Raw genomic sequence first — 24,531 nt, forward strand, 5'->3', positions numbered from 1 at the left:
CGCCGGTCAGTGCGAGCGGCCGTCGTAGTGCGTGACGGGCAGCGCGTCGAGATCGACGCCGTCGATGCAGCGCACGTTGATCGCGGCCATCGCGGTGCCCTTCGGATCGACACCCTCGCCGAACGCGTGAATCCCGCAACGCTTGCAGAAGCGATGCCGGATCACGTGCTTGTTGAACAGGTAGGTCGCGAGATTTTCGTCGGGCGTCAGCAGCTTCATGTGGTCGCGCGGCACGAACCACATCAGCGCGCCCTTGCGCCGGCAGATCGAGCAGTTGCACGCCATCACGCCCTGCAGGTCGCCTTCCGCCTCGAACGTCACGTCTCCACAATGACAGCTTCCGCGATAAAGCATGGTCGTCTCCCGGTGCAGCCCGTGCGCAGCGCCGGCGCCCGGGCGGGACACCGTTGGCCGGGCCGATCCAAACGCGTACAGTAGCGCTCGCATGCGCCGCACGCAATGTGCGGCGCCCCCTCACCCGTCAAGGAGACCGTCATGCTTGAACTGCGCCCCGGCTGCGAATGTTGCGACAAGGATCTGCCGCCGGATTCGACGGACGCGCGCATCTGTACGTTCGAATGTACTTTTTGCGCGACGTGCGCCGACGACGTGCTCAAAGGCCAGTGCCCGAACTGCGGCGGCGACCTGGTCGCGCGGCCGCGGCGGCCAGCGAGCCTGCTCGCGAAGTACCCGCCGTCGACGGAACGCATCCACAAGCCGGGCGGCTGCGCGAACGCCTGACGGCACCGCAACGGCGCCGCCCGCCCCGCTTCCGTCACGACATCTCGATCCGCGCACGCGTCACCGCGAGCAGCGTCGCCATCGCGCGGCGCGCGCCGTCCTCGTCGCGCACGCGGATCGCGTCGCTGACGGCCGTATGCTCGGCCAGCGACGCGTTGTAAACGTCCGCCCGGCGCGCATTCAACTGCAGTTGCGCCTCGAGCGTGCGATCGATCAGCGCGCCGAGCGGCACCAGCAGCTCGTTGCCGCCGGCCTCCAGCACGCTCAGGTGAAAGCGCAGGTCGGCGCGCACCCATTCGTCGACGTTGCGCGCGGCGGCCATCGCGCGCGCCGCGCCCTCGATCGCGTCGAACGCGTCGGGCGTATGCGCGCGGGCGGCGAGCGCGGCCGCGTACGGCTCGATCATCTCGCGCATTTCCTGCAGCTTCAGCGCGAACGCGAGCGGCGGCGCGACGCGCGCATACCAGTCGAGCAGGTCGGCGTCGAGCAGGTTCCACGCCTGGCGCGGCCGCACGCGCGTGCCGACCTTCGGCCGCGATTCGACCAGCCCCTTCGACGTCAGCGTGCGCAGCGCCTCGCGCATCACCGTGCGGCTCACGCCGTACATCTCCATCAGGTCGGGTTCCCTCGGCAGCAGCGATTCGGGCGGATAGTCGCCGCGCAGGATCGCCGTCGCGAGCCGGAAAGCCGTCTGTCCATGCAGGTCGCGTTGAATGATCGTTCTCCGTCGGGCGGGCTGCCCACTATCTGCACATTAATGCTATTAATACTATTTTTTATTCGACTACGCTAGGATAACCGCGAAAGCACGGATCGTGCGCCGCGCCCGAACGGTCGCGCCGGTCAATCATGGAGACTCGCATCGTGAAAATCACCCGCCTCGAAACCTTCGTCGTCCCGCCGCGCTGGCTGTTCCTCAAGATCGAAACCGACGAGGGTGTCGTCGGCTGGGGCGAGCCGGTCGTCGAAGGCCGCGCGCACACGGTCGAGGCCGCCGTGCAGGAACTGGCCGACTACCTCGTCGGCCGCGACCCGCTCCTGATCGAGGATCACTGGCAGGTGATGTACCGCGCGGGCTTCTACCGCGGCGGCCCGATCATGATGAGCGCGATCGCGGGCGTCGACCAGGCGCTGTGGGACATCAAGGGCAAGCATCACGGCGTGCCGGTGCACGCGTTGCTCGGCGGCCAGGTGCGCGAGCGCATCAAGGTGTATTCGTGGATCGGCGGCGACCGGCCGAGCGACGTCGCGAACAATGCGCGCGCGGTCGTCGAGCGCGGCTTCAAGGCCGTGAAGATGAACGGCTCCGAGGAGCTGCAGATCGTCGACACCTACGACAAGGTCGAGCAAGTGATCGCGAACGTCGCGGCGGTGCGCGACGCGGTCGGCCCGCACGTCGGGATCGGCGTGGACTTCCACGGCCGCGTGCACAAGCCGATGGCGAAGGTGCTCGCGAAGGAACTCGATCCGTACAAGCTGATGTTCATCGAGGAGCCGGTGCTGTCGGAGAACGCCGAGGCGCTGCGCGACATCGTCAACCAGACCAACACGCCGATCGCGCTCGGCGAGCGGCTGTACTCGCGCTGGGACTTCAAGCACATCCTTGCGGGCGGCTACGTCGACATCATCCAGCCGGACGCGTCGCACGCGGGCGGCATCACCGAGTGCCGCAAGATCGCGACGCTCGCGGAAAGCTACGACGTGGCGCTCGCGCTGCACTGCCCGCTCGGGCCGATCGCGCTCGCCGCGTGCCTGCAGCTCGATGCGGTCAGCTACAACGCGTTCATCCAGGAACAGAGCCTCGGCATCCACTACAACCAGGGCAACGACCTGCTCGACTACCTGCGCAACCCCGAGGTGTTCCGCTACGAGGACGGCTTCGTCGCGATCCCGCAGGGCCCGGGGCTCGGCATCGACGTGAACGAGGAGAAGGTGCGCGAGATGGCGAAGACGGGCCATCGCTGGCGCAACCCGGTGTGGCGCCACGCGGACGGCAGCGTCGCCGAGTGGTGACGAACGCGTGAGATAAGAGCGACGCACGCGTGCCGCGCCACGCGTTCGACACGGCCGCCCCGACAAGGCGGCCGTTCTTGCATCCGCGCCACGCGCGCGGCGCGCGCCGGCGCCCGGCGCCGCGCCGTCCGGCCGTCAGCCGAGCGCCGCGAAGCCCGGCACGCTGAACGACAGCACGGCCGCCGCGACGAACACGCCGATCATCGTCATCCCTTCGAGATGCAGGATGTTGCGGAACGTGTGCGCGTCCTCGGTCGACGCGGTGCGGCGCAGGCGCGGCAGCGCCGAGAAGCGGTTGAGCCCGCCGAGCACGAGCGCGAGCGCGACGAGCAGCAGCTTCAGCAGCAACACGCGGCCCCACGTGCTGCCGTCGAGCGGCGCGAGCGAGCCGCCGAGCCCGCGGATCGCGTTGAGCGCGCCGGTGCCGAGCACGAAGACGACTGCGACGATCGACGTGCGCGACAGGTGCTGGCCGATGCGGATCAGCGCGCCGCGCGCGACCGACGTCCCGAGCGCCGGCAACACCGCGAGCCCGCCCGCGAGCACGAGGCCGCCCCATACGGCGGTGGCCAGCAGGTGCAGCGTCTGCACGCCGACCGCCGCGGACAGCACGCCGCTGTCGGCCGCATGGCCGAGCGACGCCTTGCCGGCCGCCACCACGATCACCGCGAACCACAGCACCGCATGCGCGAGCGGGCCGTCCGGCTTCGCGAGCGCGACGATCGCGAGCAGCACCGCGCCGGCGAACGCGACGCTCCATGCGAAGCCCGTGTGCGTCTGCATCAGCATGACGGGAATCGCGGCGAACGCGCCGCCGAGCCCCGCGCCGCTCATCGCCGCGGCCTCGTACACGAGCCAGCCGAGATCGGCGAGCACCAGCGCCAGCGCGGCCGCCACCAGCGAATGTTGCGCGCGCAGCCATGCCGGGTGCGACGGCGCGATGACCGGCCGCGCGCCGTCCTTGCCGAGCCACGCCTTGAGCAGCGCCGAGCCGACCGCCATCGCGAACGCCGCATCCATCAGCGCCGCGAGCGCGACCTGGCCGATCCACAAGCTGTCGAACTTCATCACGCGCACCCTCCCGCAAGCGGCAGGCCGGCAGCGCGGCGGCAACGGGACGGACAGCGTGAGGCAGGCAACGGCACGGTAGAAAACGTCATCGATGAATCCGGAAACGGGAGAAATGACTGGGTCAGCGGCGGAGGCGGCGCCGCGCGACCCGCGAGTGTACGGTCTTCGAGGGTGAAAGCGCACGCCGGTTCACTCGACCGTCGTGCAATGCGCGTCAAATTGTCGCAAGTCGCAAACGGACAGGAACCGATGTCCTTTCGTCAAATAGCCGTCATTACCCATCGATGATAGAATGCCGCGTCGCAGCAGCCCGGCTGTCCTGCCGTCCATGCGCCGAGCCGATCGTAGCCCGGACAAGGTCCCCGACGAATAAACATGGAGTCTCGTGTGTCTTCAAGACGCCTCTTCCGTCCGCTGCTCGCCGTTCTGATGATCGGCGGCGCGGGCCTTATGAGCGCTGCCCAAGCGCAGACCAAGCCCACGGAGCAAGCGCACGCCCAGCAGGCGCCGCTCAAGGCACCCGATACCATGGCCGAGCGCGTGCGCGGCTGTACCGCATGCCACGGCGTCCACGGCCAGGGCACGGACAACGACTATTTCCCGCGTCTTGCCGGCAAGCCGGCCGAGTACCTGTACAACCAGCTCGTCAACTTCCGCGACGGCCGGCGCAAGTACCCGCCGATGAACTATCTGCTCACGTACCTGAACGACGACTACCTGCGCGAAATCGCCGAGCACTTCTCGGCCGAGCGTCCGCCGTACCCGACGCCGGCGAAGCCGACGCTGCCGGCCGCGACGCTCGCACGCGGCAAGCAGCTCGTCACGCAGGGCGACCCGGCCCGCAAGCTGCCGGCCTGCGTGGCCTGCCACGGCGCGGGGCTGACCGGCATGCAGCCGGCGATCCCGGGCCTCGTCGGCCTGCACGCCGATTACCTGAGCGCCCAGCTCGGCGCATGGCGCTCGGGCAACCGCCACGCGAAGGCGCCCGATTGCATGCACGACATCGCCGCGAAGCTGTCCGACGAAGACGTGACGGCCGTGACCGCATGGCTCGCCGCGCAACCGGCGCCCGCCAACCCCGTGCCGGCCCCGGCGCGTTCGATGAAGACTCCGCTCGCCTGCGGCAGCGAACCGCAATAAGGCAAGGGAGACAGACACAATGAAACGCAAGTCCCTGTTTGCACTCTCGGCCGTCGCGATCGTCGCGGCTGCCGCCCTCGTGCCGGTCCTGTGGCCGGGCAACGACACGCTGCACGGCGCTGCCGCCGTCGCGGCCACGCCGGCCGACCAGGCCGCGCTGATCAAGAAGGGCGAATACCTCGCGCGCGTCGGCGACTGTATCGCGTGCCACACGGTGCGCGGCGGCAAGTCGTTCGCGGGCGGCCTGCCGATGGCGACGCCGTTCGGCACGATGTACACGCCGAACATCACGCCGGACGACCAGAACGGTATCGGCAAGTGGACGTCGGACGACTTCTACCGCGCGATGCACACGGGTCGCTCGAAGGACGGCAGCCTGCTGTATCCGGGCTTCCCGTTCGCGAGCTACACGAAGGTCACGCGCGCCGATTCGGACGCGATCTACGCGTACCTGCGTTCGGTCCCGCCGGTGTCGGTGCCGAGCCGTCCGCACGAACTGAAGTTCCCGTTCAACAACCGCAACCTGCTGATCGGCTGGCGCACGCTGTTCTTCAAGGAAGGCGAGTACAAGCCGGATCCGACGAAGTCGGTCGAATGGAACCGCGGCGCGTATCTCGTCGAAGGCCTCGGCCACTGCTCGATGTGCCACACGTCGATCAACATGATGGGCGGCCCGGTGAACTCGTCGGCGTTCGCCGGCGGCCTGATCCCGCTGCAGAACTGGTATGCGCCGTCGCTGACGAACGACAAGGAACTCGGCCTCGGCGACTGGCACGTGCAGGAGCTGTCCGACCTGCTGCAGGCCGGCGTGTCGCAGAAGGGCGCGGTATTCGGCCCGATGGCGGACGTGGTCCACAACAGCCTGCAGTACATGACCGACGAAGATACGCGCGCGATGTCGACGTACCTGAAGTCGATCCCGCAGAAGGCTGAAGCGCCGAAGAACATGCAGTACGAGCCGTCGAAGCAGTTCGGCAACGCGCTGTTCGAACAGGGCAAGAAGATCTACGCGGACAACTGCGCGACCTGCCACGCCGAAAACGGCGCGGGCAAGCCGCCGGCCTATCCGCCGCTCGCGGGCAACCACTCGATCATGATGGAATCGGCCGTCAACCCGATCCGCATGGTGCTGAATGGCGGCTACCCGCCGAGCACGTTCAAGAATCCGCGTCCGTACGGGATGCCGCCGTTCGCGCAGTCGCTGTCGAACCAGGAAGTCGCGGCGGTTGTCACGTATATCCGGATGTCATGGGGTAACAACGGTACGCCGATCTCGCCGCAACAGGTGAGCGATCTGCGTTCCGCGCCGCTCGACTAAGAAGCGGCGCACACAAACGGGGCGCGGCTGCGGGAAACCGCGGCCGCGCCCTTTTGCTTTTTGGCTGTTTTGCGATGCAGGTTTGCCGCGCGGGCCGCGCGATGCATCGCCGATCATAAAACTCAAGAGTGGTATCTATGTCTTTCGAATCTCTCGGCCTGGCCGAACCGCTGGTCAAGGCGGTCAACGAGCTCGGCTACACGTCGCCGACTCCGATCCAGCAGCAGGCCATTCCGGCCGTCCTCGGCGGCGGCGACCTGCTCGCCGGCGCGCAAACCGGCACCGGCAAGACCGCCGGCTTCACCCTGCCGATCCTGCAACGCCTGCACACGTTCTACGCCGAGCACCGCGGCGCGAAGCGCGCGGTGCGCGCGCTGATCCTCACGCCGACGCGCGAACTCGCCGCCCAGGTCGAGGAAAGCGTGCGCGCGTACAGCAAGTACCTGAAGCTGCGCTCGACCGTGATGTTCGGCGGCGTCAGCATCAATCCGCAGATCGATGCGCTCAAGCGCGGCGTCGACATCGTCGTCGCGACGCCGGGGCGCCTGCTCGACCACATGCAGCAGAAGACCATCGACCTGTCGGATCTCGACATCCTCGTGCTCGACGAAGCCGACCGGATGCTCGACATGGGCTTCATCCACGACATCAAGCGCGTGCTCGCGAAGCTGCCGCCGCAGCGCCAGAACCTGCTGTTCTCGGCCACCTTCTCCGATGAAATCAAGGCGCTCGCCGACAGCCTGCTCGACTCGCCCGCGCTGATCGAGGTCGCCCGCCGCAACACGACCGCCGAGAGCGTCGCGCAGAAGATCCACCCGGTCGACCGCGACCGCAAGCGCGAACTGCTCACGCACCTGATCCGCGAACACAACTGGTTCCAGGTACTCGTGTTCACGCGCACCAAGCACGGCGCGAACCGGCTCGCCGAGCAGTTGACGAAGGACGGCATCAGCGCGATGGCGATCCACGGCAACAAGAGCCAGTCGGCCCGTACGCGCGCGCTGGCCGAGTTCAAGAACAGCACGCTGCAGGTGCTCGTCGCGACCGATATCGCCGCGCGCGGGATCGACATCGACCAGTTGCCGCACGTCGTCAACTTCGATCTGCCGAACGTGCCGGAAGACTACGTGCACCGGATCGGCCGCACGGGCCGCGCGGGCGCGACCGGCGAAGCCGTGTCGCTCGTGTGCGTCGACGAGAAGCAGTTGCTGCGCGACATCGAGCGGCTGATCAAGCGCGAGATTCCGCAGGAAGTGATCGCGGGCTTCGAACCCGATCCGAACGCGAAACCGGAGCCGATCCAGCAGCGCCGTGGCCAGCAGCAGCCGCGTGGCGGTGGCGGCGGCAATCGTCAGCCGCGTGCCGGCGGCTCAGGCCAGCCGGCCGCGAAGCGCGACGGCAACGCGCAACCGAAGGCCGCGCAGCAGAAGGCCGCGAAGCCGCGCACGCAAGGCGGGGCCGGCGGCAATGGCGGCGGACGTCCGGCAGGCGGCGGCAACGGCGCCCGCCCGGCAAGCGGCAACGCCGCGCATCCGAACCGCAACCGTTCGTCGCGCAGCGGCCAGCGCGGTCACTGAAGCCGCGCGGCCGCGCGCCGCAGGTGCTCGATCTGGCGTCGCCAGCGTGCGAGCACCGCGGCGCGCTCCCCTTCCAGCGTGAACGTGACGCCTGTCGCGAGACGCGCATAGCCGACCCGCTGCGCATCGCCGTGCGCGATCGTCGCAGCGAATCCGGCCAGGCCGCCGAAGTCTCCTTCGAGCGGCGCCATCTCCAGTTGCGCCTGAAAGAACGCACCGTCCGCGACGAGCGTCAACGCGGCCGTGCGCCGCTGCGCGATCGCGCGCGCCGCCCGCGACTGCGGCCAGAGCGCGATCAGCAGCGTGCGTGCATCATGTGCGTAGATCTCGCCGACGCCGAGCAGCGTCGTGCGCAACTGGCCGTCGTCGGTCGCGACGATCAGCGACGCGGCGAGGTCGGCATGACGCTCGAGCGCGGTGCCGTCGAACAGCGACACGACGGCGGGTGGCCACGCGTCGAACGTCCATTGTTCGAGCGCGTGGCGATGGGTATCGGTCATGATGGCGTGGCCCGGGCGCGAATCGGATGAGAATCCGCCAGCATACGCGCGACGGGCCGTGCCGCGGCGATCAGCGCAGGAAAACGTGCCGCGTGATCTTCGTGAGCGGATAGTGGACGCCCGGCTGGATCTTCGCGGGCAGGTCGAGCGGCTTGAGCAGCATCTTCACGCACATGTCGGCAGACAGGTTGCGCCGGACGAGCGAATTGATGCGTGCGGCGCGCTCGCGGTTGTATTGGCTGTCGCCGACGCGATCCGGATAGCGGATCGCGAACACGTGGCGCAGCGCGATCTCGGAATCCTCGTTCTTGATTTCCATCACGCGGCGCGCCAGCGCCCCGAGGACCGCGAGCCGGCCGTTGCCTTCGACCTGGTTGTACTTCTTGAAGAACTTGAAGAAGTGCTTGTAGTGACGCACTTCGTCCGTACGGATGTTGTCGGTGATTTCCTTCAGCACCGGCTCGTCCGAGCATTCGTTGATCGCGCGATAGAGCGTGGCCGTGCCCGTCTCGACGACGCAGCGTGCGACCATTTCGAGCGCGCGGGTTTTTTCGAACGCCTCGACCGAGCAGGTCTTCGAATACTCGGCGAAGAAATTCGCGAAGGCCGTATCCCAGTCGAACTCGGGCCACACGTGCGCGATATACGCCTTCAGCGCGCGGCCGTGCTGCAATTCTTCGGGCTCCCATGCATTGTTGAGCCATGCGGAGACTTCCGGATCGTCATTGAAGAATTCGCTCAGATTGCTCGTATAGAGATCCGAGCCGCTTTCGATGAACGACGACGCGCACAGCAGCAGCAGCAAATCCTCGTTCGCGGCGGCACGCTGACGATCGATCCGGTTCAGGTCGATGTCCTCGATACGCCACGGCATCACATGCGTCGTTTTGGTGTCCATGGTGGTGCGCTCCCAGTCGTCGCGCGGAGGCCGGCCCATGCCTGGGGCACAGGCGCCAGCCGATCCGCGGCGGCGTTTTACTTGCGTTTATAGTGAGTCGGTCCGGCCGAACCATTCTGGCATCTTAGCCGGACTTTCATGTTCGTGCTCCAAAGCACTGACCATACCCGACAGGCGCAGTTCCACGGCGTCCGTTGCCGTTCGTTAGATGAGACCTTCAAACCGCTTGCGCGCGTTCGATGGACATGCGCCGCGCCAAATGAAACGGGCGGCCGCCGGGCCGCCCGTGATGCCGGGAAACTGCAAGGAAAGCTGGAAGCGATCCGTCAGAAACCGGCCGCCAGCCCGTCGCGCCGGCTGTCGCTCGCGGCCACGTAGCCGCGCTCCGGATCGTCGGGATCGAGACGCCAGACGAACTGCCCCGAACCGAAATCCATGTACGGATCGTCGATCGACTTGATCGTATGGCCGCGGGCGGCCAGCCCGTCGACGGTCGCGCGGTTCATCGTCGCCTCGACGTCGAGCGTGAAGTCGCGGTTGACCTTCCAGCGCGGCGCGCAACATGCGGCCTGCGGCTGCTGGCCATAGCCGAGCATTCGCACGACGGTCTGCAGATGGCCTTGCGGCTGCATGTCGCCGCCCATCACGCCGAAGCTCATCACGGCCTCGGTACGGCCGTTGGCCTGCTCGGTGACGAACGCCGGGATGATCGTGTGGAACGGCCGCTTGCCGCCCGCGACGACGTTCGGCGAAGCCGGGTCCATCGAGAAGCCGTGCCCGCGGTTCTGCAGCGCAATGCCCGTACCGGGCACGACGAGCCCCGAACCGAAGCCCATGTAGTTCGACTGGATGAAGCTCACCATCATCCCGCGCTCGTCGGCCGCCGACAGGTAGATCGTGCCGCCCGAATGCGGGCGGCCGGCGGCGAAGTGCGTCGCGCGCGCGCGATCGATCAGCTTCGCGCGTTCGGCGAGATAGGCGTCGTCGAGCATCTGTTCGGGCGTGACGTCCATCGCGCGTGGATCGGCGACGTAGCGATAGACATCGGCGAACGCGAGCTTCATCGCCTCGATCTGCAGATGCTGCGAATCGACCGAGTCGACCGGCCATTCGGTCACGCCCGCGTGCTCGGCGATGCCGAGCGCGATCAGCGCGGCGATGCCCTGCCCGTTCGGCGGAATCTCGTGAATCGTGTGGCGGCCGAAGCGCTTGCCGATCGGCTCGACCCATTCCGGCCGGTACGCGCGCAGGTCGGCTTCGGTCAGCGCCCCGCCGCCCTCGCGCGCGAACGCGGCGAGACGCTCGGCGAGCGCGCCTTCGTAGAACGCCCGGGCGCCTTCCGTCGCGAGCGTGCGCAGCGTCTGCGCATGACCGGGCAGGCATACGCGTTCGCCGACGAGCGGCGCGCGGCCGCGCGGCATGAAGGTGTCCGCGAAACCCGGCAGGCCCCGCAGTTCGGGGACGGCCGCCGCCCACTTGTGCGCGACGATCGGCGGCACCGAATAGCCGCGCTCCGCGATCTCGATCGCCGGCTCGAGCAGGTCCGCGAACGGCAGCGAACCGAACTTCGCGTGCAGCGCTTCCCACCCCGCGATCACGCCCGGCACGGTGACGGTGTCCCAGCCGCGCGTCGGCTTGTTCGCGATGCCGCGCGCGTCCTCGCCGTGGCGCTGGCGGAAGTAGTCGACGTTCCATGCGGCCGGCGCGACGCCCGATGCATTGAGTCCCGACAGTCGCTCGCCGTCCCACACGAGCGCGAACGCATCGCCGCCGAGCCCGCACGACACCGGCTCGACGACGGTGATCGCGGCGGCCGCGGCCAACGCCGCGTCCACCGCGTTGCCGCCCTTCCACAGCATCCGCAACCCGGCCTGCGCGGCCAGTGGGTGCGACGTCGACACGACGTTGCGCGCGAACACCGGGATGCGGGTAGTCGGATAAGGGTTGTGCCAGTTGAAGTCAGTCATCGATGCCACCTTGTCGAAAACGGGATGAACGCGCGCCCGCACGCGCGGGCCATCCGCCATTGCAGCGCGATCGGCACGATCGCACAAATTCATTTGTCACATGAATCCATGCCATTTCCGCATGAATCATGCGCACCGACGCCCGGCAGGCCGGCCGAACGCCGTTGCCGCCCTTACAATACCCGCTCCGTCTCACGACACGACCATCGAGCCATGACCCGAGATCCCCGCCTCACCCTCAACGCGCGCCAGCAGGAATTGCTCGAATGGGTGCAGCGCGACGGCTTCGTGACCGTCGACGATCTCGCCGCGCACTTCGCGGTGACGCCGCAGACGATCCGCCGCGACGTGAACTGGCTCGCCGACCTGAACCTGCTGCGCCGCTACCACGGCGGCGCGAGCCTGCCGACCAGCTCGGAGAACGTGTCGTACACGGCGCGCCAGCGGATGTTTCACGACGAGAAGCGGCGCATCGCGGCGCTCGCGGCGTCGCACATCCCCGACCAGGCGTCGCTGTTCATCAACCTCGGCACGACGACCGAGGAAGTCGCGCGCGCGCTGAACCGCCATCACGGGCTGCACGTGATCACCAACAACCTGAACGTCGCATCGATGATGAGCGGCTACCCCGACTGCGAGGTGCTGATCACGGGCGGCATCGTGCGGCCGTGGGACAAGGGCATCGTCGGCGAGCTCGCGATCGACTTCATCCGCCAGTTCAAGGTCGACTACGCGATCATCGGCACGTCGGCGATCGAGGCCGACGGCACGCTGCGCGATTTCGACACGCGCGAGGTGCGCGTCGCCGAGGCGATCATGCAGCATGCGCGCACGGTCTACCTCGTGACCGACCATTCGAAGGTCGGCCGCCCGGCGCTGGTGCGCCAGGGCCACCTGAGCCAGGTGCACGCGCTCTTCACCGACAAGCCGCTGCCGCCCGACATGGCCGACACGGTCGCCGCCGCCGGCACGCAGGTGTACGTCGCGGAATGACGGTCGCGATGCTGCACCGCACCTGAAACTTCAAGTGAAATCAAGAAGTTGGCGCCGCGCGCGAACCGCTTGTGGCATGCGCTTCTGTCAAACGGAAAATTAACGGGGCACGATTTGTCGTTGCCCGCGCGCTCGACTAGACTCCAGTTCCCCGGCCCGTTCGCCGATCCGCCTGTGCCAGGGCGGTGCGAATCGCAGGCCGGCGAATGCAGCTTTTCCCCCCAAGCCATACCCTCGCGGGGTATCGCGCGGCGGCTTATACGCCGGCCGCGCGGGCAGTCCGATTGCCATGGAGAGAACGATGCTGAGTCCGCATGAATTCGCCACGCTCTTGCTTGTAAAGGACGCGCCTGATCAGCGCGACATGGATCGGGATGAACTGGACATCCTGCTCGAACAACAACTCGTCCGCCTGGAAGGGCTCGGCTCGGGGCGCAAATACTGCGTGACCGAGACCGGCGACGCCGCGCTGCGATCCATCAAGTACCGCTATTCGTAAGCCCGCTGTTCCCGACCTGACCTGATCGCGCGGCCGGATTCCGGCCGCGCGGTCGTTCTGCCTCCCGCCTGCCCGTCGCCGCCGCCGCCGGCTTCAGCCGCCGCGCAGCGTCGGATCGACCGCCGCCCGCCAGCTGATGGCCTGCGCGCGTGCGCCGTTGAAATACGCGATCCAGCCGGCGCGTACCGCCGCGTCGGGCGCCGCATAGTGGGTCGAAAGTTCGTTTACGAACGCACAATAGTTCGCTTCGGTCAGGCCGCGATACCGTTTCGCAACGTACGCGTCGTACAGCGTCGAGTACACCGGCTGCGCGTCCGCCCCCCAGTCGCGCGCCGTGCCGCCGCACGACGTCTGCAGGTCGACGAACGACGGCGCCCGCCAGTTGCCCGCGAGCGGCGGCGTCCCCGCGCCGCATCCCGCCAGAAGGACGGCGCACACGCCGGCCCACATCCCAATACGCATGATTCACCTCGCGAAACGGTCGATTCCGTCAGTATCGTCCGGGATCGTGTCGCACGCTACTGGCCCCGCTTTTTCGAACTTTACTTTTTCGATTTCGTTCGTTAAATTTCGAATTCGAACATTTCGTGTTCGCCCAATTTCAACAGACGATAAGGACAGCAGGTGACCCAACCGAATCGCTACGATCTGCTCGTCGTCGGCGGCGGCATCAACGGCGCGGGGATCGCGCGCGATGCGGCCGGCCGCGGCCTGTCGGTCATGCTCTGCGAACAGGACGACCTCGCGTCGCACACGTCGTCGTCCAGCACCAAGCTGATTCACGGCGGCCTGCGTTACCTCGAGTACAACGAGTTCGGGCTGGTGCGCAAGGCGCTGCAGGAGCGCGAGACGCTGCTGCGCGCGGCGCCGCACATCATGTGGCCGCTGCGCTTCGTGATGCCGCACATGCCGAACCTGCGCCCGGCCTGGCTGATCCGCATCGGCCTGTTCCTCTACGATCACCTCGCGAAACGCGAACTGCTGCCCGGCTCGCGCGGCATCGACATGCGCCGCCATGCGGCCGGCGCGCCGCTGATCGACTCGATCAAGCGCGGCTTCGTGTATTCCGACGGCTGGGTCGACGACGCGCGCCTCGTCGTGCTGAACGCGATGGATGCGAAGGAACGCGGCGCCGAGATCCTGACGCGCACGAAGCTCGTTTCCGCCGAGCGCCGCGGCGACGAGTGGGAAGCGCGGCTGCAGCACGCCGACGGCTCGATCCGCGTCGTGCATGCGCGCGCGATCGCGAACGCGGCCGGCCCGTGGGTCGGCGACGTGCTGCACGGCGCGCTCGGCCGCGGCGCACATCACAGCGTGCGGCTCGTGAAGGGCAGCCACATCATCACGCGCCGCCTGTTCGATCACGATCACGCGTACATCTTCCAGAACCCGGACAAGCGGATCATCTTCGCGATTCCGTACGAGCACGATTTCACGCTGATCGGCACGACCGACGTCGAGTACACGAACGATCCCGCGAAGGTCGCGATCGATCGCGACGAGACGCAGTATCTGTGCGATTCGATCAACCGCTACTTCAAGCGCAAGATCTCGCCGGCCGACGTGCACTGGACCTATTCGGGCGTGCGTCCGCTGCTGGAGGACGAGAACGCGGCGAACGCGTCGGCCGTCACGCGCGACTACCGCCTCGAGCTCGACGACGGCGCGGGCGCCCCGCTGCTGTCGGTGTTCGGCGGCAAGATCACGACGTTCCGCAAGCTCGCGGAAGAAGCCGGCGACATGCTGTGCCGCGCGCTCGGCCGCGACGCGAAGCGCTGGACGGCCGGCGTCGCGCTGCCGGGCGGCGACATCGCGGACGCGAAGTTCGACGTGTTCGCCGGCGCGTTCGCGAAACGTCACCCGTGGCTGCCCGCCGCGCTCGCGCGCCGCTATGCGCGTGCGTACGGCACGCGTGCGGAACGCGTGGTGGAAGGCGCGAAGTCGCTCGCCGATCTCGGCGCCGAAATCGCGCCGGGCATCCACGACGCCGAGCTGCGCTACCTGCGCGACGCCGAATGGGCGACCTGCGCGCAGGACGTGCTGTGGCGCCGCTCGAAGCTCGGCCTGCACGTCGCGCCCGGCACGCTCGATGCCGTGACCGCCGCGGTCGACGCGTGGTTCGCCGCCGCGCATGCGCCGCACGCGTGACTCGAACGCAAATTGCAGTTGCAGTTGCCTGACCGACGTTGATTCACCGACGCGCCGCCCCAAGCGGCGCGCATCACAACTAAGCCGATCCACGGATGGAGATGAGAGACATGCAGGACCAGTACATCCTCGCGCTTGACCAGGGCACCACGAGTTCCCGCGCGATGCTGTTCGATCGCCAGGGCAATATCGTATCGATCGCCCAGAAGGAATTCGAACAGATCTACCCGCAACCCGGCTGGGTCGAGCACGACCCGCAGGAAATCTGGTCGACGCAAGCCGGCGTCGCCGCGGAAGCCGTCACGCGCACGGGCCTGAACGGCACGTCGATCGCGGCGATCGGCATCACCAACCAGCGCGAAACGACGATCGTCTGGGATCGCGAGACGGGCCAGCCCGTCTACAACGCGATCGTGTGGCAGGATCGCCGTACCGCCGACTTCTGCGACTCGCTGAAGAAGCAGGGCCTCGAAGCGAAGGTGCGCGCGAAGACCGGCCTGCCGATCGACTCGTATTTCTCGGCGACGAAGATCCGCTGGATCCTCGACAACGTGCCGGGCGCGCGCGACAAGGCGCGCCAGGGCAAGCTCGCGTTCGGCACCGTCGACAGCTGGCTCGTGTGGAACTTCACGAAGCACGAGCTGCACGTGACCGACGTGACCAACGCGTCGCGCACGATGCTGTTCAACATCCATACGCGCGAGTGGGACAACGAGCTGCTCGAACTGCTCGACATCCCACGCAGCATGCTGCCGGAAGTGAAGGCGTCGTCGGAGATCTACGGCCACACGAAGACCACCGTGTTCGCATCGAAGATCCCGCTCGCGGGCATCGCCGGCGACCAGCACGCGGCGCTGTTCGGCCAGATGTGCACGACGTCGGGCATGGTGAAGAACACCTACGGCACCGGCTGCTTCCTGATGATGAACACCGGCGACAAGCCGATCGAGTCGAAGAACAACCTCGTCACGACGATCGCGTGGCAGATCGGCGACGACGTGCAGTACGCGCTCGAAGGCAGCATCTTCATCGCGGGCGCGGTCGTGCAGTGGCTGCGCGACGGCGTCGGCCTCATCAAGACGGCCGCGGAAATCGAAGCGCTCGCCGCCAGCGTGCCGCATACCGACGGCGTGTATCTCGTACCCGCGTTCGCCGGCCTCGGCGCGCCGCACTGGAACGCGCGGGCGCGCGGCTCCGTGTTCGGCGTCACGCGCGGCACGAGCGCCGCCCATCTCGCCCGCGCGGCGCTCGATGCGATCGCGTACCAGTCGCTCGACGTGCTGGCCGCAATGGAAGCCGATTCCGGCATCAGCATCGGCGAGCTGCGCGTGGACGGCGGCGCGAGCGCGAACGATCTGCTGATGCAGTTCCAGGCCGACCTGCTCGGCGTCGACGCGGTGCGTCCGCAGATCACCGAGACGACCGCGCTCGGCGCGGCCTACCTCGCGGGCCTCGCGATCGGCTACTGGAAGAACCTCGACGAAGTACGCGACCAGTGGCAGCTCGATCGCCGCTTCGCCCCGTCGATGCCCAAGGAGCAGGTCGAGCAGCGCATGGCCGGCTGGCAGCGTGCGGTACGCGCCGCGAAGGCATGGGCCGACGACACCCAGTAACCCGAATCAATCCAGACGAAATACAACAACACCGGCGGACCGCGCGATGCGCGAGTCCGCCGTGACATACGAGAGACAACCATGTCACCTTATATTGCGGAATTCATCGGCACGGCGATCCTCGTGCTGCTCGGCAACGGCGCGGTCGCGAACGTGCTGCTTGCCAAGACCAAGGGCAAAGGCGCGGACCTGATCGTGATCGTGATGGGCTGGGCGATGGCGGTATTCGTCGCGGTCTACGTGACCGCGTCGTTCAGCGGCGCGCACCTGAACCCGATCGTCACGATCAGCCTCGCGCTCGCGGGCAAGTTCGCGTGGTCGAAAGTGGGCGGCTACGTGCTCGCGCAGATGCTCGGCGGGATGGCCGGCGCGCTGCTCGTGTGGCTCGCGTATCGCCAGCACTTCGCGAAGGAAGCCGATGCGGACCTGAAGCTCGCGGTGTTCTGCACGGCGCCCGCGATCCGCAGCACCACGCACAACGTGCTGACCGAAGCGATCTGCACGTTCGTGCTGATCCTCGGCGTGCTGTATCTCGCGTCACCGCAGGTCGGCCTCGGCGCACTCGACGCGCTGCCCGTCGGCCTGCTGGTGCTCGGCATCGGCATCTCGCTCGGCGGCCCGACCGGCTATGCGATGAGCCCCGCGCGCGACCTGTCGCCGCGCATCATGCATGCGCTGCTGCCGATTCCCGGCAAGCGCGACAGCGACTGGCGCTATGCCTGGGTGCCCGTCGTCGGCCCGCTGCTCGGCGGCGCCGCGGCAGCCGGGCTGTATCTGCGCCTGCACGCGATGGCCTGATCGCCGTTTGAACGAAGCGCGCGGTGTTCACTGCCGCGCGCTTCACGCCCCTCCCTTCTTCTGCCGGTCATTCACGGCCGTCACCAGCGATTTCAGCTTCACGCCGACGTTCGCGACCGCAGCCGGCGTCACGTCGATCCCGCGTTCGACCAGCATCCTCGCCACGCGCATTTCCTTCACGAATCCCGCTGCACGGCCGAAGCCGCTCGCCGCGACGAGCCGCGCGAGCGCATCGAAATGGAAATGGATTTCCGCATCGTCGCCGAGCACGCGCGCGACCGACTGCACGCCGAGCGCCGGCTCCCCGGCCACCTGCAACTGCGCATCGTATTGATCGGACCAGAACCACGGCGTGTCGCGATACGGTGCGCCCGCGCCGAGCATGTTGCGGGCGGCCACGTGCGCCTGCGTCTCGGCGCCATGCCACGTCTCCTGGCGAACCAGCCGCCCCGATAACGCGCTCGGAAACACCGCGACGTCGCCGGCCGCGTAGATGCCGCGCGCCGACGTCTCGAGCCGCGCGTTCACGACGATCCCGCGCTCGACCGCGAGGCCCGCGTCGCGCGCCAGCGCGTCGGCCGGTTCGATGCCGATGCCGGTCACGACCGTGTCGGCAAGCAGCGCGTCGCCGTCGTCGAGCAAGACGGCCAGCGCCCCGCCCGAGGTCCGCTCGATCGCAACGGGCTTGCGGTTCAGACGGATCGCCACGCCGCGCTCGTCGTGAAGCGCATGCACGCGCGTCGCGATGGCTTCCGGCACTGCCCGGCCGAGCAGCCGTGGCGCCGCATCGAGCACGGTCACGCGGCAGCCGCGCTGCCGCGCCGACGCCGCGACTTCGAGTCCGATGAAGCCGCCGCCGACCAGCACGATCCGTGCGTCGGGCACGAGCCGCGCGCCGAGCGCCGCCGCATCGTCGAGCGTGCGCAACGCGACCACGCCGTCGAGCGCCGCGCCCGGAATGGCCAGACGGCGCGCGCTGCCGCCGGTCGCCAGCAGCAACGCGTCGTAGCCGAACCCATGCCCGCCCGACACGTGCACTTCGCGTGCATGCGGGTCGATGCGCTCGACGGTCGCGACGACCCGCTCGATGCGGTCGGCCGCCCACGCCTCGGCATCGCGCAACCGGCATTGCGCCGCGCTACGCTCGCCCGTCAGCACGCCCTTCGACAACGGCGGCCGCTCGTACGGCGGGTGCGGCTCCGCGCCGATCAGCACGATGCGCCCGCGCCAGCCGGACGCGCGCAGCACCTGCGCCGCGCGGCCGCCCGCATGACCCGCGCCGACGATCGCCATTACCCGGTCGTGGCTCATCGCGTCACACCTCGATCAGGATGCGACCGTCTTCGATCTTCGCGCGGTACGTGCGCAGCTTCTCGCACGCGGGCGCGGACAGCGGCCGGCCGTCGCGTACGTCGAAGCGACCGTTGTGCTTCGGGCATTCGATCACGTGATCCATCACGAACCCGTCCGCGAGATGTACGTGCTCGTGCGTGCACAGGCCGTCGCTCGCGTACACCTGGCCGTCGATCCGGTAGATCGCGTACGTGCGGCCGGCGTGATCGAAGCGCGCGACGTCTTCGTCGTCGATGTCGTCGAGCGCGCCGGTGTCGATCCATTGCGTCATGGGGTGTGTCTCCTTCGTCGGGATGGTCGGTAGCTGTCATGCACGCGCAGCATCGGGCACCGGCCGCACGACGTAATCGGACGGATCGCGCGTCTGCCGGATCAGCGCCGGCACGATCTCCGCATACGCGGCGAGCGTGCTGCGGTACGGCGGCGGCATGTCGGCCTTCACGGCTTCGTGCAGCTTCGGCAGCGCATGGAACGGCACCATCGGGAACATGTGGTGCTCGACGTGATAGTTCATGTTCCAGTACAGGAAGCGGAACAGCGGATTCATCATCACGGTGCGGCAGTTGCGCCGGTGATCGAGCACGTTCTCCGGCATGCCCGCGTGCTGCGTGAGGCCGAAATACAGGTACAGCCATGCGCCGTAGAGGCTCGGCAGCCCGATGTAGAGCAGCGGCAGGATCGTGTGCCAGTACATCGCGGCGCCCGTCACGAGCGCGTAGATCGCGAGATGGATGCGCGACTCGCGCACGACCTTCGGCCATTCCGATTCAGGCACGTAGGTGCGCTCCTCGTCGTCGAGCCGACCGGTGACCGACACCGCGATCATCTTGCGCAACTCGCCGGCCACGTGCTTCAGCGCGACGACGTTCAGCACGAGCGCGAGCCAGTCGGTCGGCTTCGGGGCGGCGATTTCCGGATCGCGCCCGACGACCAGCGTATCGGTGTGATGGCGCGCATGACTCCAGCGCCACGCGGTTGCGCGGCGGAACACCTGGAACGACGCGACCTGGTACAGCGCGTCGTTCATCCAGCGCGTGCGGAACGCGGTGCCGTGCCCGCATTCGTGCCAGCGCGAATCGGCCGGGCTGCAGTAAAGGGTGCCGTACACGAAGAACGCCGGGATCGCCCATGCCGAATGCGCGCGCCACGCCAGCCACGCGAGCGCGCCGCTGATCGCGATCGCCGCGTACCAGATCAGCGTGTCGCGAATCGCACGCGCGTCGCCACGCTGCATCAACTGCTTCATCAGCGGCCGCGGCACCGCGCACCGGTACCACGCGGCGTTGACGAGCCCGGCCGCGTGCGCGCGCTCGCCCGCGCCGCCGATCATTCGGTATTCCTGACGGCGCGCCGCGTTGCGCTTGCGTGCCGGGTCGTCGATAGGGGCCACGTCTGTCTCCTGGGGTTCTTGTGCGATGCAAGCGCGACACGCGCTGCCATGGAGTCAAAATTAGGCGCCCGGCTTCCGCTGCTCAATCGAAACGTTGACGAAATTTCGCCATCGCTTTAGCGTTCCCGGCAACGCCACGCGATCGATGGCGCCTATCACGATGGAGACGACCATGGCAGGAGAATCCGGGCCGCGCTGGCGCAAGCGCACCGCGCGCTTCGACGAGATCGCGGCGCTTGCCGGCGTCAGCACGACGACCGTCGACCGCGTGCTGAACGAGCGCGGCAGCGTCTCCGCGCAGGCGCGCGAACGCGTGGTGGCGGCCGCGCGGCAGCTCGGCGTGCCGCGGCAGCTGCCCGACACGCGGCACGGGCTGATCCACGTCGACGTACTGCTGCCGGACACCGACGCGCCGTTCTTCCGGCGGTTGCAGCAAGCGCTGCAGCGCTCGCTGCAAATGCTCGACCGGCGCGTGGTCGTGCACCGGACGATCCTGCCCGCCGCGGACGACGCGCGCGCCGCCGCGCTGATCGAACGGCCCGCGTACCGGCGCGCGGCGCTGATCGTCACCGCGCACGACACGGCCCGCATGCGCGACGCGCTGGCCGCCGCGATCGCGCGGGGCGAGACCGTCGTCACGATGGTCACCGACATCGGCGGCATCGACCGCGCGCACTTCGCCGGCATCGACAACTATCGCGCCGGGCGCACGGCCGGCTACTACATCGGCCGTCTCGCGGCGCGCCCCGGCCGCGTGCTGCTGCTCGGCGGCCGCATGGGCTACCGCGCGCACGCCGACCGGATGGCCGGCTGCCGCGACCAGCTCGCCGACGCGTTCGCCGCCGTGCGCTGCGACGACGCGCCGGTCGAAACGCTCGACCAGGACGACCGCTGCTACCGCGCGGTGTCGAAGGCGCTGCAGGCGCACGACGACGTGGTCGCGATCTACAACAGCGGCGCCGGGTCGGCCGGGATCGAGGCGGCGCTGCGCCGGGCCGGCGCGATCGGGCGCGTCGTATGGATCGGCCACGAGATGATCGATCTGCACCGCACGTTCATCGAAGCCGGCGCGATGGATCTGGCGATCGACCAGGATCCGGACGGTCAGGCGATTTCCGCGCTGCAGCACGTGCTGCATGCATGCGGCATCGTCGAGGCGCCGCCGCCGCACGATCCGGTCGAATTCCGCGTGTTCTGTCCGGCGAACGTGAGGACGAGCGCGTACCTGCAGCCGTGAACCCGCCGCACGGCATGCGGCATGCGGCATGCGGCGTGCGGCCCGGCGCGTGCATGCGTCGAAAAAATCGATCGCCGCATTGGCGATTTTTCGTCAACGTTTGTCATGCAGCCCGCGCCGCGCGTCCGTACATTGGCAGCCATCCACGAACAACGACGGACAGGAGACGATGGCTGAACCGATCCTCATCGGCGTGAATTTCGACGGCGTGCTCGAACACGACGGGCTGCCGCCGCCCACGCCCGCCGAGCGCTTCCGGATGGTCGCCGCCGCCGGCGTGTTCGACTACGTCGAAAAGAACCCGGTGCGCGGCGAGGACCTGTCGCCATATTTCGCGCTGGTCGAGCGCCACGCGCTGCCGATTCGCGTGATCGGCGGCATCTGGTGCGCGGGCCGCGACGAAGCGCATGTCGCCGAGATCGTCGCGGCGGGCGCGCGGTTCGGCAGCACGGTGCTCAACTGTCAGCTGTTCGCGCATCACGCGGACGGCCATCCGCTGTCGGATCGCGAAGTCGCCGATTTCTACCTGCGCGCCTATGCATGGGGCGAACCGTCCGGCTGCCTGCCGAGCCTCGAAGTGCACGTCGACATGTGGAGCGAGGATTTCGCGCGGGTTGCACGCGTCGCGCGGCATGTCGAGCAGGCCGGCGCGCCGTTCCGTATCACGCTCGATCATTCGCACCTGCTGTTCAAGATCGGCAATCGCGCCGAACTCGACGCATCGGGCCTGCACGAATCGGCCGACGGCGGCCGCGCGATGCTCGACCCCGCATCGCCCGCCGCGATCTACGCCGACTGGATCGCGCGCGGCTGGGTCCGGCATGCGCATGCGCGCAGCGTCGTGCCGAACAACCCGGACAATCGCTGGATGCGCCGCGCGGACGGCCGGCCCGGACGCGGCATCCAGTACCCGTTCGTCGCGCCGCCGCCGGGCGCGTACCACGGCGAATGGCGTGCCGAGTCGCTCGATCCATGGAAAGCCGCGCTGCGTCAGTTGCTGCAGGCGCGGGGGCAGGCCCATGCGCAAGCGACACCGCTCGAGCAGATCAGTTGCGAATTCATCCCGTTTCCCGACTACGGCGGCGGCGCACGCTATTCGATCTTCGACAACAACGTCGCGTGCGCGCACTGGCTGCGCGACACGTGGCACGCACTCGCCGCGCGCGCCGGCGCCTGATCCGAACCCGCCCCACTCAAGCCCCAAGGACAGAACGATGACGCGAGCCTTGCACTTTTCGCTGAACCGGATGAGCGCGCCGCGCTTGCCGCTCGACCGCTACGTCGCGCTGTGCCGGCGCCTCGGCGTCGACACGATCGAGATCCGCAACGATCTCGACGGCGTCGAACTCGCCGACGGCACGCCGGCCGCCGCCGTCCGCGCGACGGTCGAAGCCGGCGGCGTGACGATCCTGACGATCAACGCACTGCAGCGCTTCGAGCAGTGGAATGCCGAGCGCGCCGACGAGGCGACCGTGCTGGCCGACTACGCGGCGCAATGCGGCGCGCGTGCGCTGGTGCTGTGCCCAACCAACAGCCGCGCCGACACGCGCGACGAGCACGCCCGTCACGCGGACCTCGTCACGGCGCTGAAGACATTGAAGCCGATCCTCGAAGCCCGCGGCCTGCTCGGCTTCATCGAGCCGCTCGGTTTCGAAGAGTGCGCGCTGCGCCGCAAGTCGGACGCGGTGAAGGGCATCTACGCGGCAGCGGGCGAACCGGTGTTCCGGCTCGTGCACGACACGTTCCACCATCACCTCGCCGGCGAGGACGTCTTCTTCCCGAACCTCACGGGCCTCGTGCACCTCTCGGGCGTCGAGGAAGCCGACCTGCCGGTCGAGCGGATGCGCGACGGCCACCGCGTGCTGGTCGGCGGCGCCGACCGGCTCGGCAACGTCCGCCAACTGCGCGAGCTGCTCGCGCGCGGCTACTGCGGTGCGTTGTCGTTCGAGCCGTTCGCGAACGAGATCGCCGAAGCCGACGACATCGAGGAGCGGCTGCGGGCAAGCCTCGACTACGTGCGCGGCGAGCTGGCGGATCGCTGAGCGGACCGTCGCGACGGCGTGCGGCCCACGCCGGTCGCGCATCGGCAAGACAGGAAAATCCACGGGAGAACGGAATGATCGAATTCGCTTTGTTCGGCGCGGGCAGGATCGGCAAGATCCACGCGGCGAATCTCGCGCGCCATCCGGGCGCGACACTGAAGTACGTGATCGACCGGCACGCGCCGTCGGCGGACGCACTCGCTCGCGCGCACGGCGCGCAGGCAACCGACGTCGAACGCGCGCTGGGCGACGCGTCGGTGCGGGCCGTCGTGATCGCATCGAGCACCGATACGCACGCGGACCTGATCGTCGCGGCCGCGAACGCGGGCAAGGCCGTGTTTTGCGAAAAGCCGGTCGACCTCGCCGTCGAACGCTCGCGTGCATGCGCGGACGTCGTGCGGCGCACCGGCGTGACCTGCATGATCGGCTTCCAGCGCCGCTTCGACCCGACCTTCGCGGCGCTGAAGGCGCGCGTCGAGCGCGGCGAGATCGGCGCGCCTGAAATGCTGGTCGTCACGAGCCGCGACCCGGGCGCGCCGCCGGCCGACTACCTCCGCAGCTCGGGCGGCATTTTCAAGGACATGCTGATCCACGACTTCGACGTGTTCCGCTGGATCCTCGGCGACGAAGCGCACACGCTGCATGCGACGGGAAGCTGCCTGACCGATCCGGCCGTGCACGACGCCGGCGACATCGATTCGACCGCCGTGACGATCCGCACGCGGCGCGATTGCTGTGCCAGATCAACACGTCGCGCCGCGCGGCGTACGGCTACGACCAGCGCTTCGAACTGCTCGGCAGCCGCGGGATGCTGCAGGCCGGCAACGTGCGGCCGACCGAGGTGAGCGCGTGGCTTGCCAGCGGCATCGCGACGGACGTGCCGGAGCCGTTCTTCCTGGAACGCTACCGGCATGCGTACGCGGCCGAGATCGCGCACTTCGTCGACGCGTTGCGCGACGGCACGCCGGTCAGGACGACGATCGACGACGGGCTCGCCGCGCTCGAACTGGCCGAAGCCGCGATGACGTCTTGGAAAACGGGGCGCGTGATCGAGCTGTAACGCCGCGAACGGCGGCCGCGATCCGGGCAAGCGGACCGCGGCCGCCGCGCAAGCGCCGGCCGTCCGGCACAACCTGCCGCACGGCACGGCCGCATCGGGCAAATTTGCCGCCACGTCGCGCGGCGTGCGCGTGAAAGCACGTATGATGGCGAATCGATCGGCGTCGCCGATAT

General features: G+C 68.4%; 23 protein-coding genes and 1 pseudogene. 14 read left to right on the forward strand and 10 right to left on the reverse strand.

The genetic code is table 11. The annotated features are described in order from the left end of the window. Nucleotides 1-6 precede the first annotated feature (6 nt). Entirely contained in the window at nucleotides 7-354 is a 348-nt protein-coding gene (locus KPB06_RS04050) for a GFA family protein (RefSeq protein WP_059578639.1), read from the reverse strand. A gap of 141 nt (nucleotides 355-495) precedes the next feature. Here KPB06_RS04050 and KPB06_RS04055 point away from each other — a divergent pair, with 141 nt between their 5' ends. Then, nucleotides 496-741, forward strand: coding sequence for a DUF1272 domain-containing protein (locus tag KPB06_RS04055; RefSeq protein ID WP_059578642.1), 246 nt, complete (start codon nucleotides 496-498; stop codon nucleotides 739-741). 34 nt (nucleotides 742-775) lie between these two features. On the opposite strand, the gene KPB06_RS04060 is transcribed toward KPB06_RS04055, so the two are convergent. After that, nucleotides 776-1,459: a FadR/GntR family transcriptional regulator gene (locus tag KPB06_RS04060; protein ID WP_059578644.1), complete on the reverse strand. Its 684-nt coding sequence runs from the start codon at nucleotides 1,457-1,459 to the stop codon at nucleotides 776-778. A gap of 146 nt (nucleotides 1,460-1,605) precedes the next feature. Between KPB06_RS04060 and dgoD the strand changes: the two genes are divergently transcribed. Then, nucleotides 1,606-2,754: a galactonate dehydratase gene (gene dgoD, locus KPB06_RS04065; protein ID WP_059578798.1), complete on the forward strand. Its 1,149-nt coding sequence runs from the start codon at nucleotides 1,606-1,608 to the stop codon at nucleotides 2,752-2,754. 135 nt (nucleotides 2,755-2,889) lie between these two features. Here the strand turns inward: dgoD and KPB06_RS04070 are convergent, their stop codons facing one another. Then, nucleotides 2,890-3,822: a CopD family protein gene (locus KPB06_RS04070; protein ID WP_059578801.1), complete on the reverse strand. Its 933-nt coding sequence runs from the start codon at nucleotides 3,820-3,822 to the stop codon at nucleotides 2,890-2,892. 378 nt (nucleotides 3,823-4,200) lie between these two features. Between KPB06_RS04070 and KPB06_RS04075 the strand changes: the two genes are divergently transcribed. From KPB06_RS04075 to KPB06_RS04085, 3 genes are all read left to right on the forward strand, one after another. After that, nucleotides 4,201-4,965, forward strand: coding sequence for a c-type cytochrome (locus KPB06_RS04075; RefSeq protein WP_006477898.1), 765 nt, complete (start codon nucleotides 4,201-4,203; stop codon nucleotides 4,963-4,965). Between the two features lie 19 nt (nucleotides 4,966-4,984). After that, nucleotides 4,985-6,283 carry a c-type cytochrome gene (locus tag KPB06_RS04080; RefSeq protein WP_059578646.1) on the forward strand — a complete coding sequence of 433 codons (1,299 nt, stop codon included), beginning with the start codon at nucleotides 4,985-4,987 and terminating at the stop codon, nucleotides 6,281-6,283. Between the two features lie 137 nt (nucleotides 6,284-6,420). After that, nucleotides 6,421-7,860 (forward strand): DEAD/DEAH box helicase, encoded by a 1,440-nt coding sequence (locus KPB06_RS04085; protein WP_059578649.1) that lies wholly within the window; start codon nucleotides 6,421-6,423, stop codon nucleotides 7,858-7,860. On the opposite strand, the gene KPB06_RS04090 is transcribed toward KPB06_RS04085, so the two are convergent. The 3 genes from KPB06_RS04090 to KPB06_RS04100 all read right to left on the reverse strand — a co-directional run bounded on the left by KPB06_RS04090 (nucleotide 7,854) and on the right by KPB06_RS04100 (nucleotide 11,225). Next, on the reverse strand, nucleotides 7,854-8,360 hold the full coding sequence (locus KPB06_RS04090) for a hypothetical protein (RefSeq protein WP_059578652.1): 507 nt from the start codon (nucleotides 8,358-8,360) through the stop codon (nucleotides 7,854-7,856). The genes KPB06_RS04085 and KPB06_RS04090 overlap by 7 nt on opposite strands. A 70-nt stretch (nucleotides 8,361-8,430) precedes the next feature. Next, the gene (locus KPB06_RS04095) at nucleotides 8,431-9,258 is read right to left on the reverse strand and encodes a ferritin-like domain-containing protein (protein WP_011546143.1); all 828 of its coding nucleotides are present in this window, start codon (nucleotides 9,256-9,258) and stop codon (nucleotides 8,431-8,433) included. A gap of 326 nt (nucleotides 9,259-9,584) precedes the next feature. Then, complete coding sequence (locus KPB06_RS04100; protein ID WP_059643124.1) at nucleotides 9,585-11,225, reverse strand: gamma-glutamyltransferase family protein; 1,641 nt, start codon at nucleotides 11,223-11,225, stop codon at nucleotides 9,585-9,587. A 213-nt stretch (nucleotides 11,226-11,438) separates the two neighbouring features. Between KPB06_RS04100 and KPB06_RS04105 the strand changes: the two genes are divergently transcribed. After that, entirely contained in the window at nucleotides 11,439-12,218 is a 780-nt protein-coding gene (locus KPB06_RS04105) for a DeoR/GlpR family DNA-binding transcription regulator (protein ID WP_034208319.1), read from the forward strand. 301 nt (nucleotides 12,219-12,519) lie between these two features. After that, nucleotides 12,520-12,717: a hypothetical protein gene (locus tag KPB06_RS04110; protein WP_006477892.1), complete on the forward strand. Its 198-nt coding sequence runs from the start codon at nucleotides 12,520-12,522 to the stop codon at nucleotides 12,715-12,717. Between the two features lie 93 nt (nucleotides 12,718-12,810). Here the strand turns inward: KPB06_RS04110 and KPB06_RS04115 are convergent, their stop codons facing one another. Further along, the gene (locus tag KPB06_RS04115) at nucleotides 12,811-13,179 is read right to left on the reverse strand and encodes a hypothetical protein (protein WP_275905576.1); all 369 of its coding nucleotides are present in this window, start codon (nucleotides 13,177-13,179) and stop codon (nucleotides 12,811-12,813) included. A 162-nt stretch (nucleotides 13,180-13,341) separates the two neighbouring features. Between KPB06_RS04115 and glpD the strand changes: the two genes are divergently transcribed. The 3 genes from glpD to KPB06_RS04130 all read left to right on the forward strand — a co-directional run bounded on the left by glpD (nucleotide 13,342) and on the right by KPB06_RS04130 (nucleotide 17,276). Further along, nucleotides 13,342-14,865 (forward strand): glycerol-3-phosphate dehydrogenase, encoded by a 1,524-nt coding sequence (glpD, locus tag KPB06_RS04120; protein ID WP_059643008.1) that lies wholly within the window; start codon nucleotides 13,342-13,344, stop codon nucleotides 14,863-14,865. Between the two features lie 110 nt (nucleotides 14,866-14,975). After that, nucleotides 14,976-16,478 (forward strand): glycerol kinase GlpK, encoded by a 1,503-nt coding sequence (gene glpK / locus KPB06_RS04125; RefSeq protein ID WP_226225294.1) that lies wholly within the window; start codon nucleotides 14,976-14,978, stop codon nucleotides 16,476-16,478. A gap of 81 nt (nucleotides 16,479-16,559) precedes the next feature. Next, nucleotides 16,560-17,276, forward strand: a complete 717-nt coding sequence (locus tag KPB06_RS04130; RefSeq protein WP_011546148.1) for an MIP/aquaporin family protein — start codon at nucleotides 16,560-16,562, stop codon at nucleotides 17,274-17,276. A gap of 42 nt (nucleotides 17,277-17,318) precedes the next feature. On the opposite strand, the gene KPB06_RS04135 is transcribed toward KPB06_RS04130, so the two are convergent. The 3 genes from KPB06_RS04135 to KPB06_RS04145 are packed head-to-tail and all read right to left on the reverse strand — an operon-like array spanning nucleotide 17,319 to nucleotide 20,019. Further along, nucleotides 17,319-18,587, reverse strand: coding sequence for an NAD(P)/FAD-dependent oxidoreductase (locus tag KPB06_RS04135; protein ID WP_275905575.1), 1,269 nt, complete (start codon nucleotides 18,585-18,587; stop codon nucleotides 17,319-17,321). 4 nt (nucleotides 18,588-18,591) lie between these two features. Further along, nucleotides 18,592-18,900, reverse strand: coding sequence for a non-heme iron oxygenase ferredoxin subunit (locus KPB06_RS04140; protein WP_059578663.1), 309 nt, complete (start codon nucleotides 18,898-18,900; stop codon nucleotides 18,592-18,594). Between the two features lie 36 nt (nucleotides 18,901-18,936). Then, nucleotides 18,937-20,019, reverse strand: a complete 1,083-nt coding sequence (locus KPB06_RS04145; protein ID WP_275905574.1) for a fatty acid desaturase family protein — start codon at nucleotides 20,017-20,019, stop codon at nucleotides 18,937-18,939. 172 nt (nucleotides 20,020-20,191) lie between these two features. Here KPB06_RS04145 and KPB06_RS04150 point away from each other — a divergent pair, with 172 nt between their 5' ends. From KPB06_RS04150 to iolG, 4 genes and pseudogenes are all read left to right on the forward strand, one after another. Continuing rightward, nucleotides 20,192-21,256, forward strand: a complete 1,065-nt coding sequence (locus tag KPB06_RS04150) for a LacI family DNA-binding transcriptional regulator (RefSeq protein WP_060966973.1) — start codon at nucleotides 20,192-20,194, stop codon at nucleotides 21,254-21,256. A gap of 169 nt (nucleotides 21,257-21,425) precedes the next feature. Further along, nucleotides 21,426-22,433: a xylose isomerase gene (locus tag KPB06_RS04155; protein WP_275905573.1), complete on the forward strand. Its 1,008-nt coding sequence runs from the start codon at nucleotides 21,426-21,428 to the stop codon at nucleotides 22,431-22,433. A 37-nt stretch (nucleotides 22,434-22,470) separates the two neighbouring features. After that, nucleotides 22,471-23,298 carry a TIM barrel protein gene (locus KPB06_RS04160; protein ID WP_104011919.1) on the forward strand — a complete coding sequence of 276 codons (828 nt, stop codon included), beginning with the start codon at nucleotides 22,471-22,473 and terminating at the stop codon, nucleotides 23,296-23,298. A 74-nt stretch (nucleotides 23,299-23,372) separates the two neighbouring features. Continuing rightward, nucleotides 23,373-24,358: pseudogene (gene iolG, locus KPB06_RS04165) on the forward strand (inositol 2-dehydrogenase). Nucleotides 24,359-24,531 lie beyond the last annotated feature (173 nt).

Source organism: Burkholderia semiarida, assembly GCF_029268935.1.
GTDB classification, from domain to species: Bacteria; Pseudomonadota; Gammaproteobacteria; order Burkholderiales; family Burkholderiaceae; genus Burkholderia; species Burkholderia semiarida.

Excerpts from the sequence above, each read along its gene's own strand:
- KPB06_RS04070 (WP_059578801.1), bottom strand. The coding sequence starts at position 3,822 with ATGAAGTTCGACAGCTTGTGGATCGGCCAGGTCGCGCTCGCGGCGCTG.
- KPB06_RS04085 (WP_059578649.1), top strand. The coding sequence starts at position 6,421 with ATGTCTTTCGAATCTCTCGGCCTGGCCGAACCGCTGGTCAAGGCGGTC.
- KPB06_RS04115 (WP_275905576.1), bottom strand. The coding sequence starts at position 13,179 with ATGCGTATTGGGATGTGGGCCGGCGTGTGCGCCGTCCTTCTGGCGGGA.
- KPB06_RS04050 (WP_059578639.1), bottom strand. The coding sequence starts at position 354 with ATGCTTTATCGCGGAAGCTGTCATTGTGGAGACGTGACGTTCGAGGCG.
- KPB06_RS04150 (WP_060966973.1), top strand. The coding sequence starts at position 20,192 with ATGGCAGGAGAATCCGGGCCGCGCTGGCGCAAGCGCACCGCGCGCTTC.
- KPB06_RS04090 (WP_059578652.1), bottom strand. The coding sequence starts at position 8,360 with ATGACCGATACCCATCGCCACGCGCTCGAACAATGGACGTTCGACGCG.
- KPB06_RS04135 (WP_275905575.1), bottom strand. The coding sequence starts at position 18,587 with ATGAGCCACGACCGGGTAATGGCGATCGTCGGCGCGGGTCATGCGGGC.
- KPB06_RS04080 (WP_059578646.1), top strand. The coding sequence starts at position 4,985 with ATGAAACGCAAGTCCCTGTTTGCACTCTCGGCCGTCGCGATCGTCGCG.
- KPB06_RS04130 (WP_011546148.1), top strand. The coding sequence starts at position 16,560 with ATGTCACCTTATATTGCGGAATTCATCGGCACGGCGATCCTCGTGCTG.
- KPB06_RS04095 (WP_011546143.1), bottom strand. The coding sequence starts at position 9,258 with ATGGACACCAAAACGACGCATGTGATGCCGTGGCGTATCGAGGACATC.
- KPB06_RS04075 (WP_006477898.1), top strand. The coding sequence starts at position 4,201 with ATGGAGTCTCGTGTGTCTTCAAGACGCCTCTTCCGTCCGCTGCTCGCC.
- KPB06_RS04100 (WP_059643124.1), bottom strand. The coding sequence starts at position 11,225 with ATGACTGACTTCAACTGGCACAACCCTTATCCGACTACCCGCATCCCG.
- KPB06_RS04155 (WP_275905573.1), top strand. The coding sequence starts at position 21,426 with ATGGCTGAACCGATCCTCATCGGCGTGAATTTCGACGGCGTGCTCGAA.
- glpK (WP_226225294.1), top strand. The coding sequence starts at position 14,976 with ATGCAGGACCAGTACATCCTCGCGCTTGACCAGGGCACCACGAGTTCC.
- KPB06_RS04105 (WP_034208319.1), top strand. The coding sequence starts at position 11,439 with ATGACCCGAGATCCCCGCCTCACCCTCAACGCGCGCCAGCAGGAATTG.
- KPB06_RS04140 (WP_059578663.1), bottom strand. The coding sequence starts at position 18,900 with ATGACGCAATGGATCGACACCGGCGCGCTCGACGACATCGACGACGAA.
- KPB06_RS04110 (WP_006477892.1), top strand. The coding sequence starts at position 12,520 with ATGCTGAGTCCGCATGAATTCGCCACGCTCTTGCTTGTAAAGGACGCG.
- KPB06_RS04160 (WP_104011919.1), top strand. The coding sequence starts at position 22,471 with ATGACGCGAGCCTTGCACTTTTCGCTGAACCGGATGAGCGCGCCGCGC.
- KPB06_RS04055 (WP_059578642.1), top strand. The coding sequence starts at position 496 with ATGCTTGAACTGCGCCCCGGCTGCGAATGTTGCGACAAGGATCTGCCG.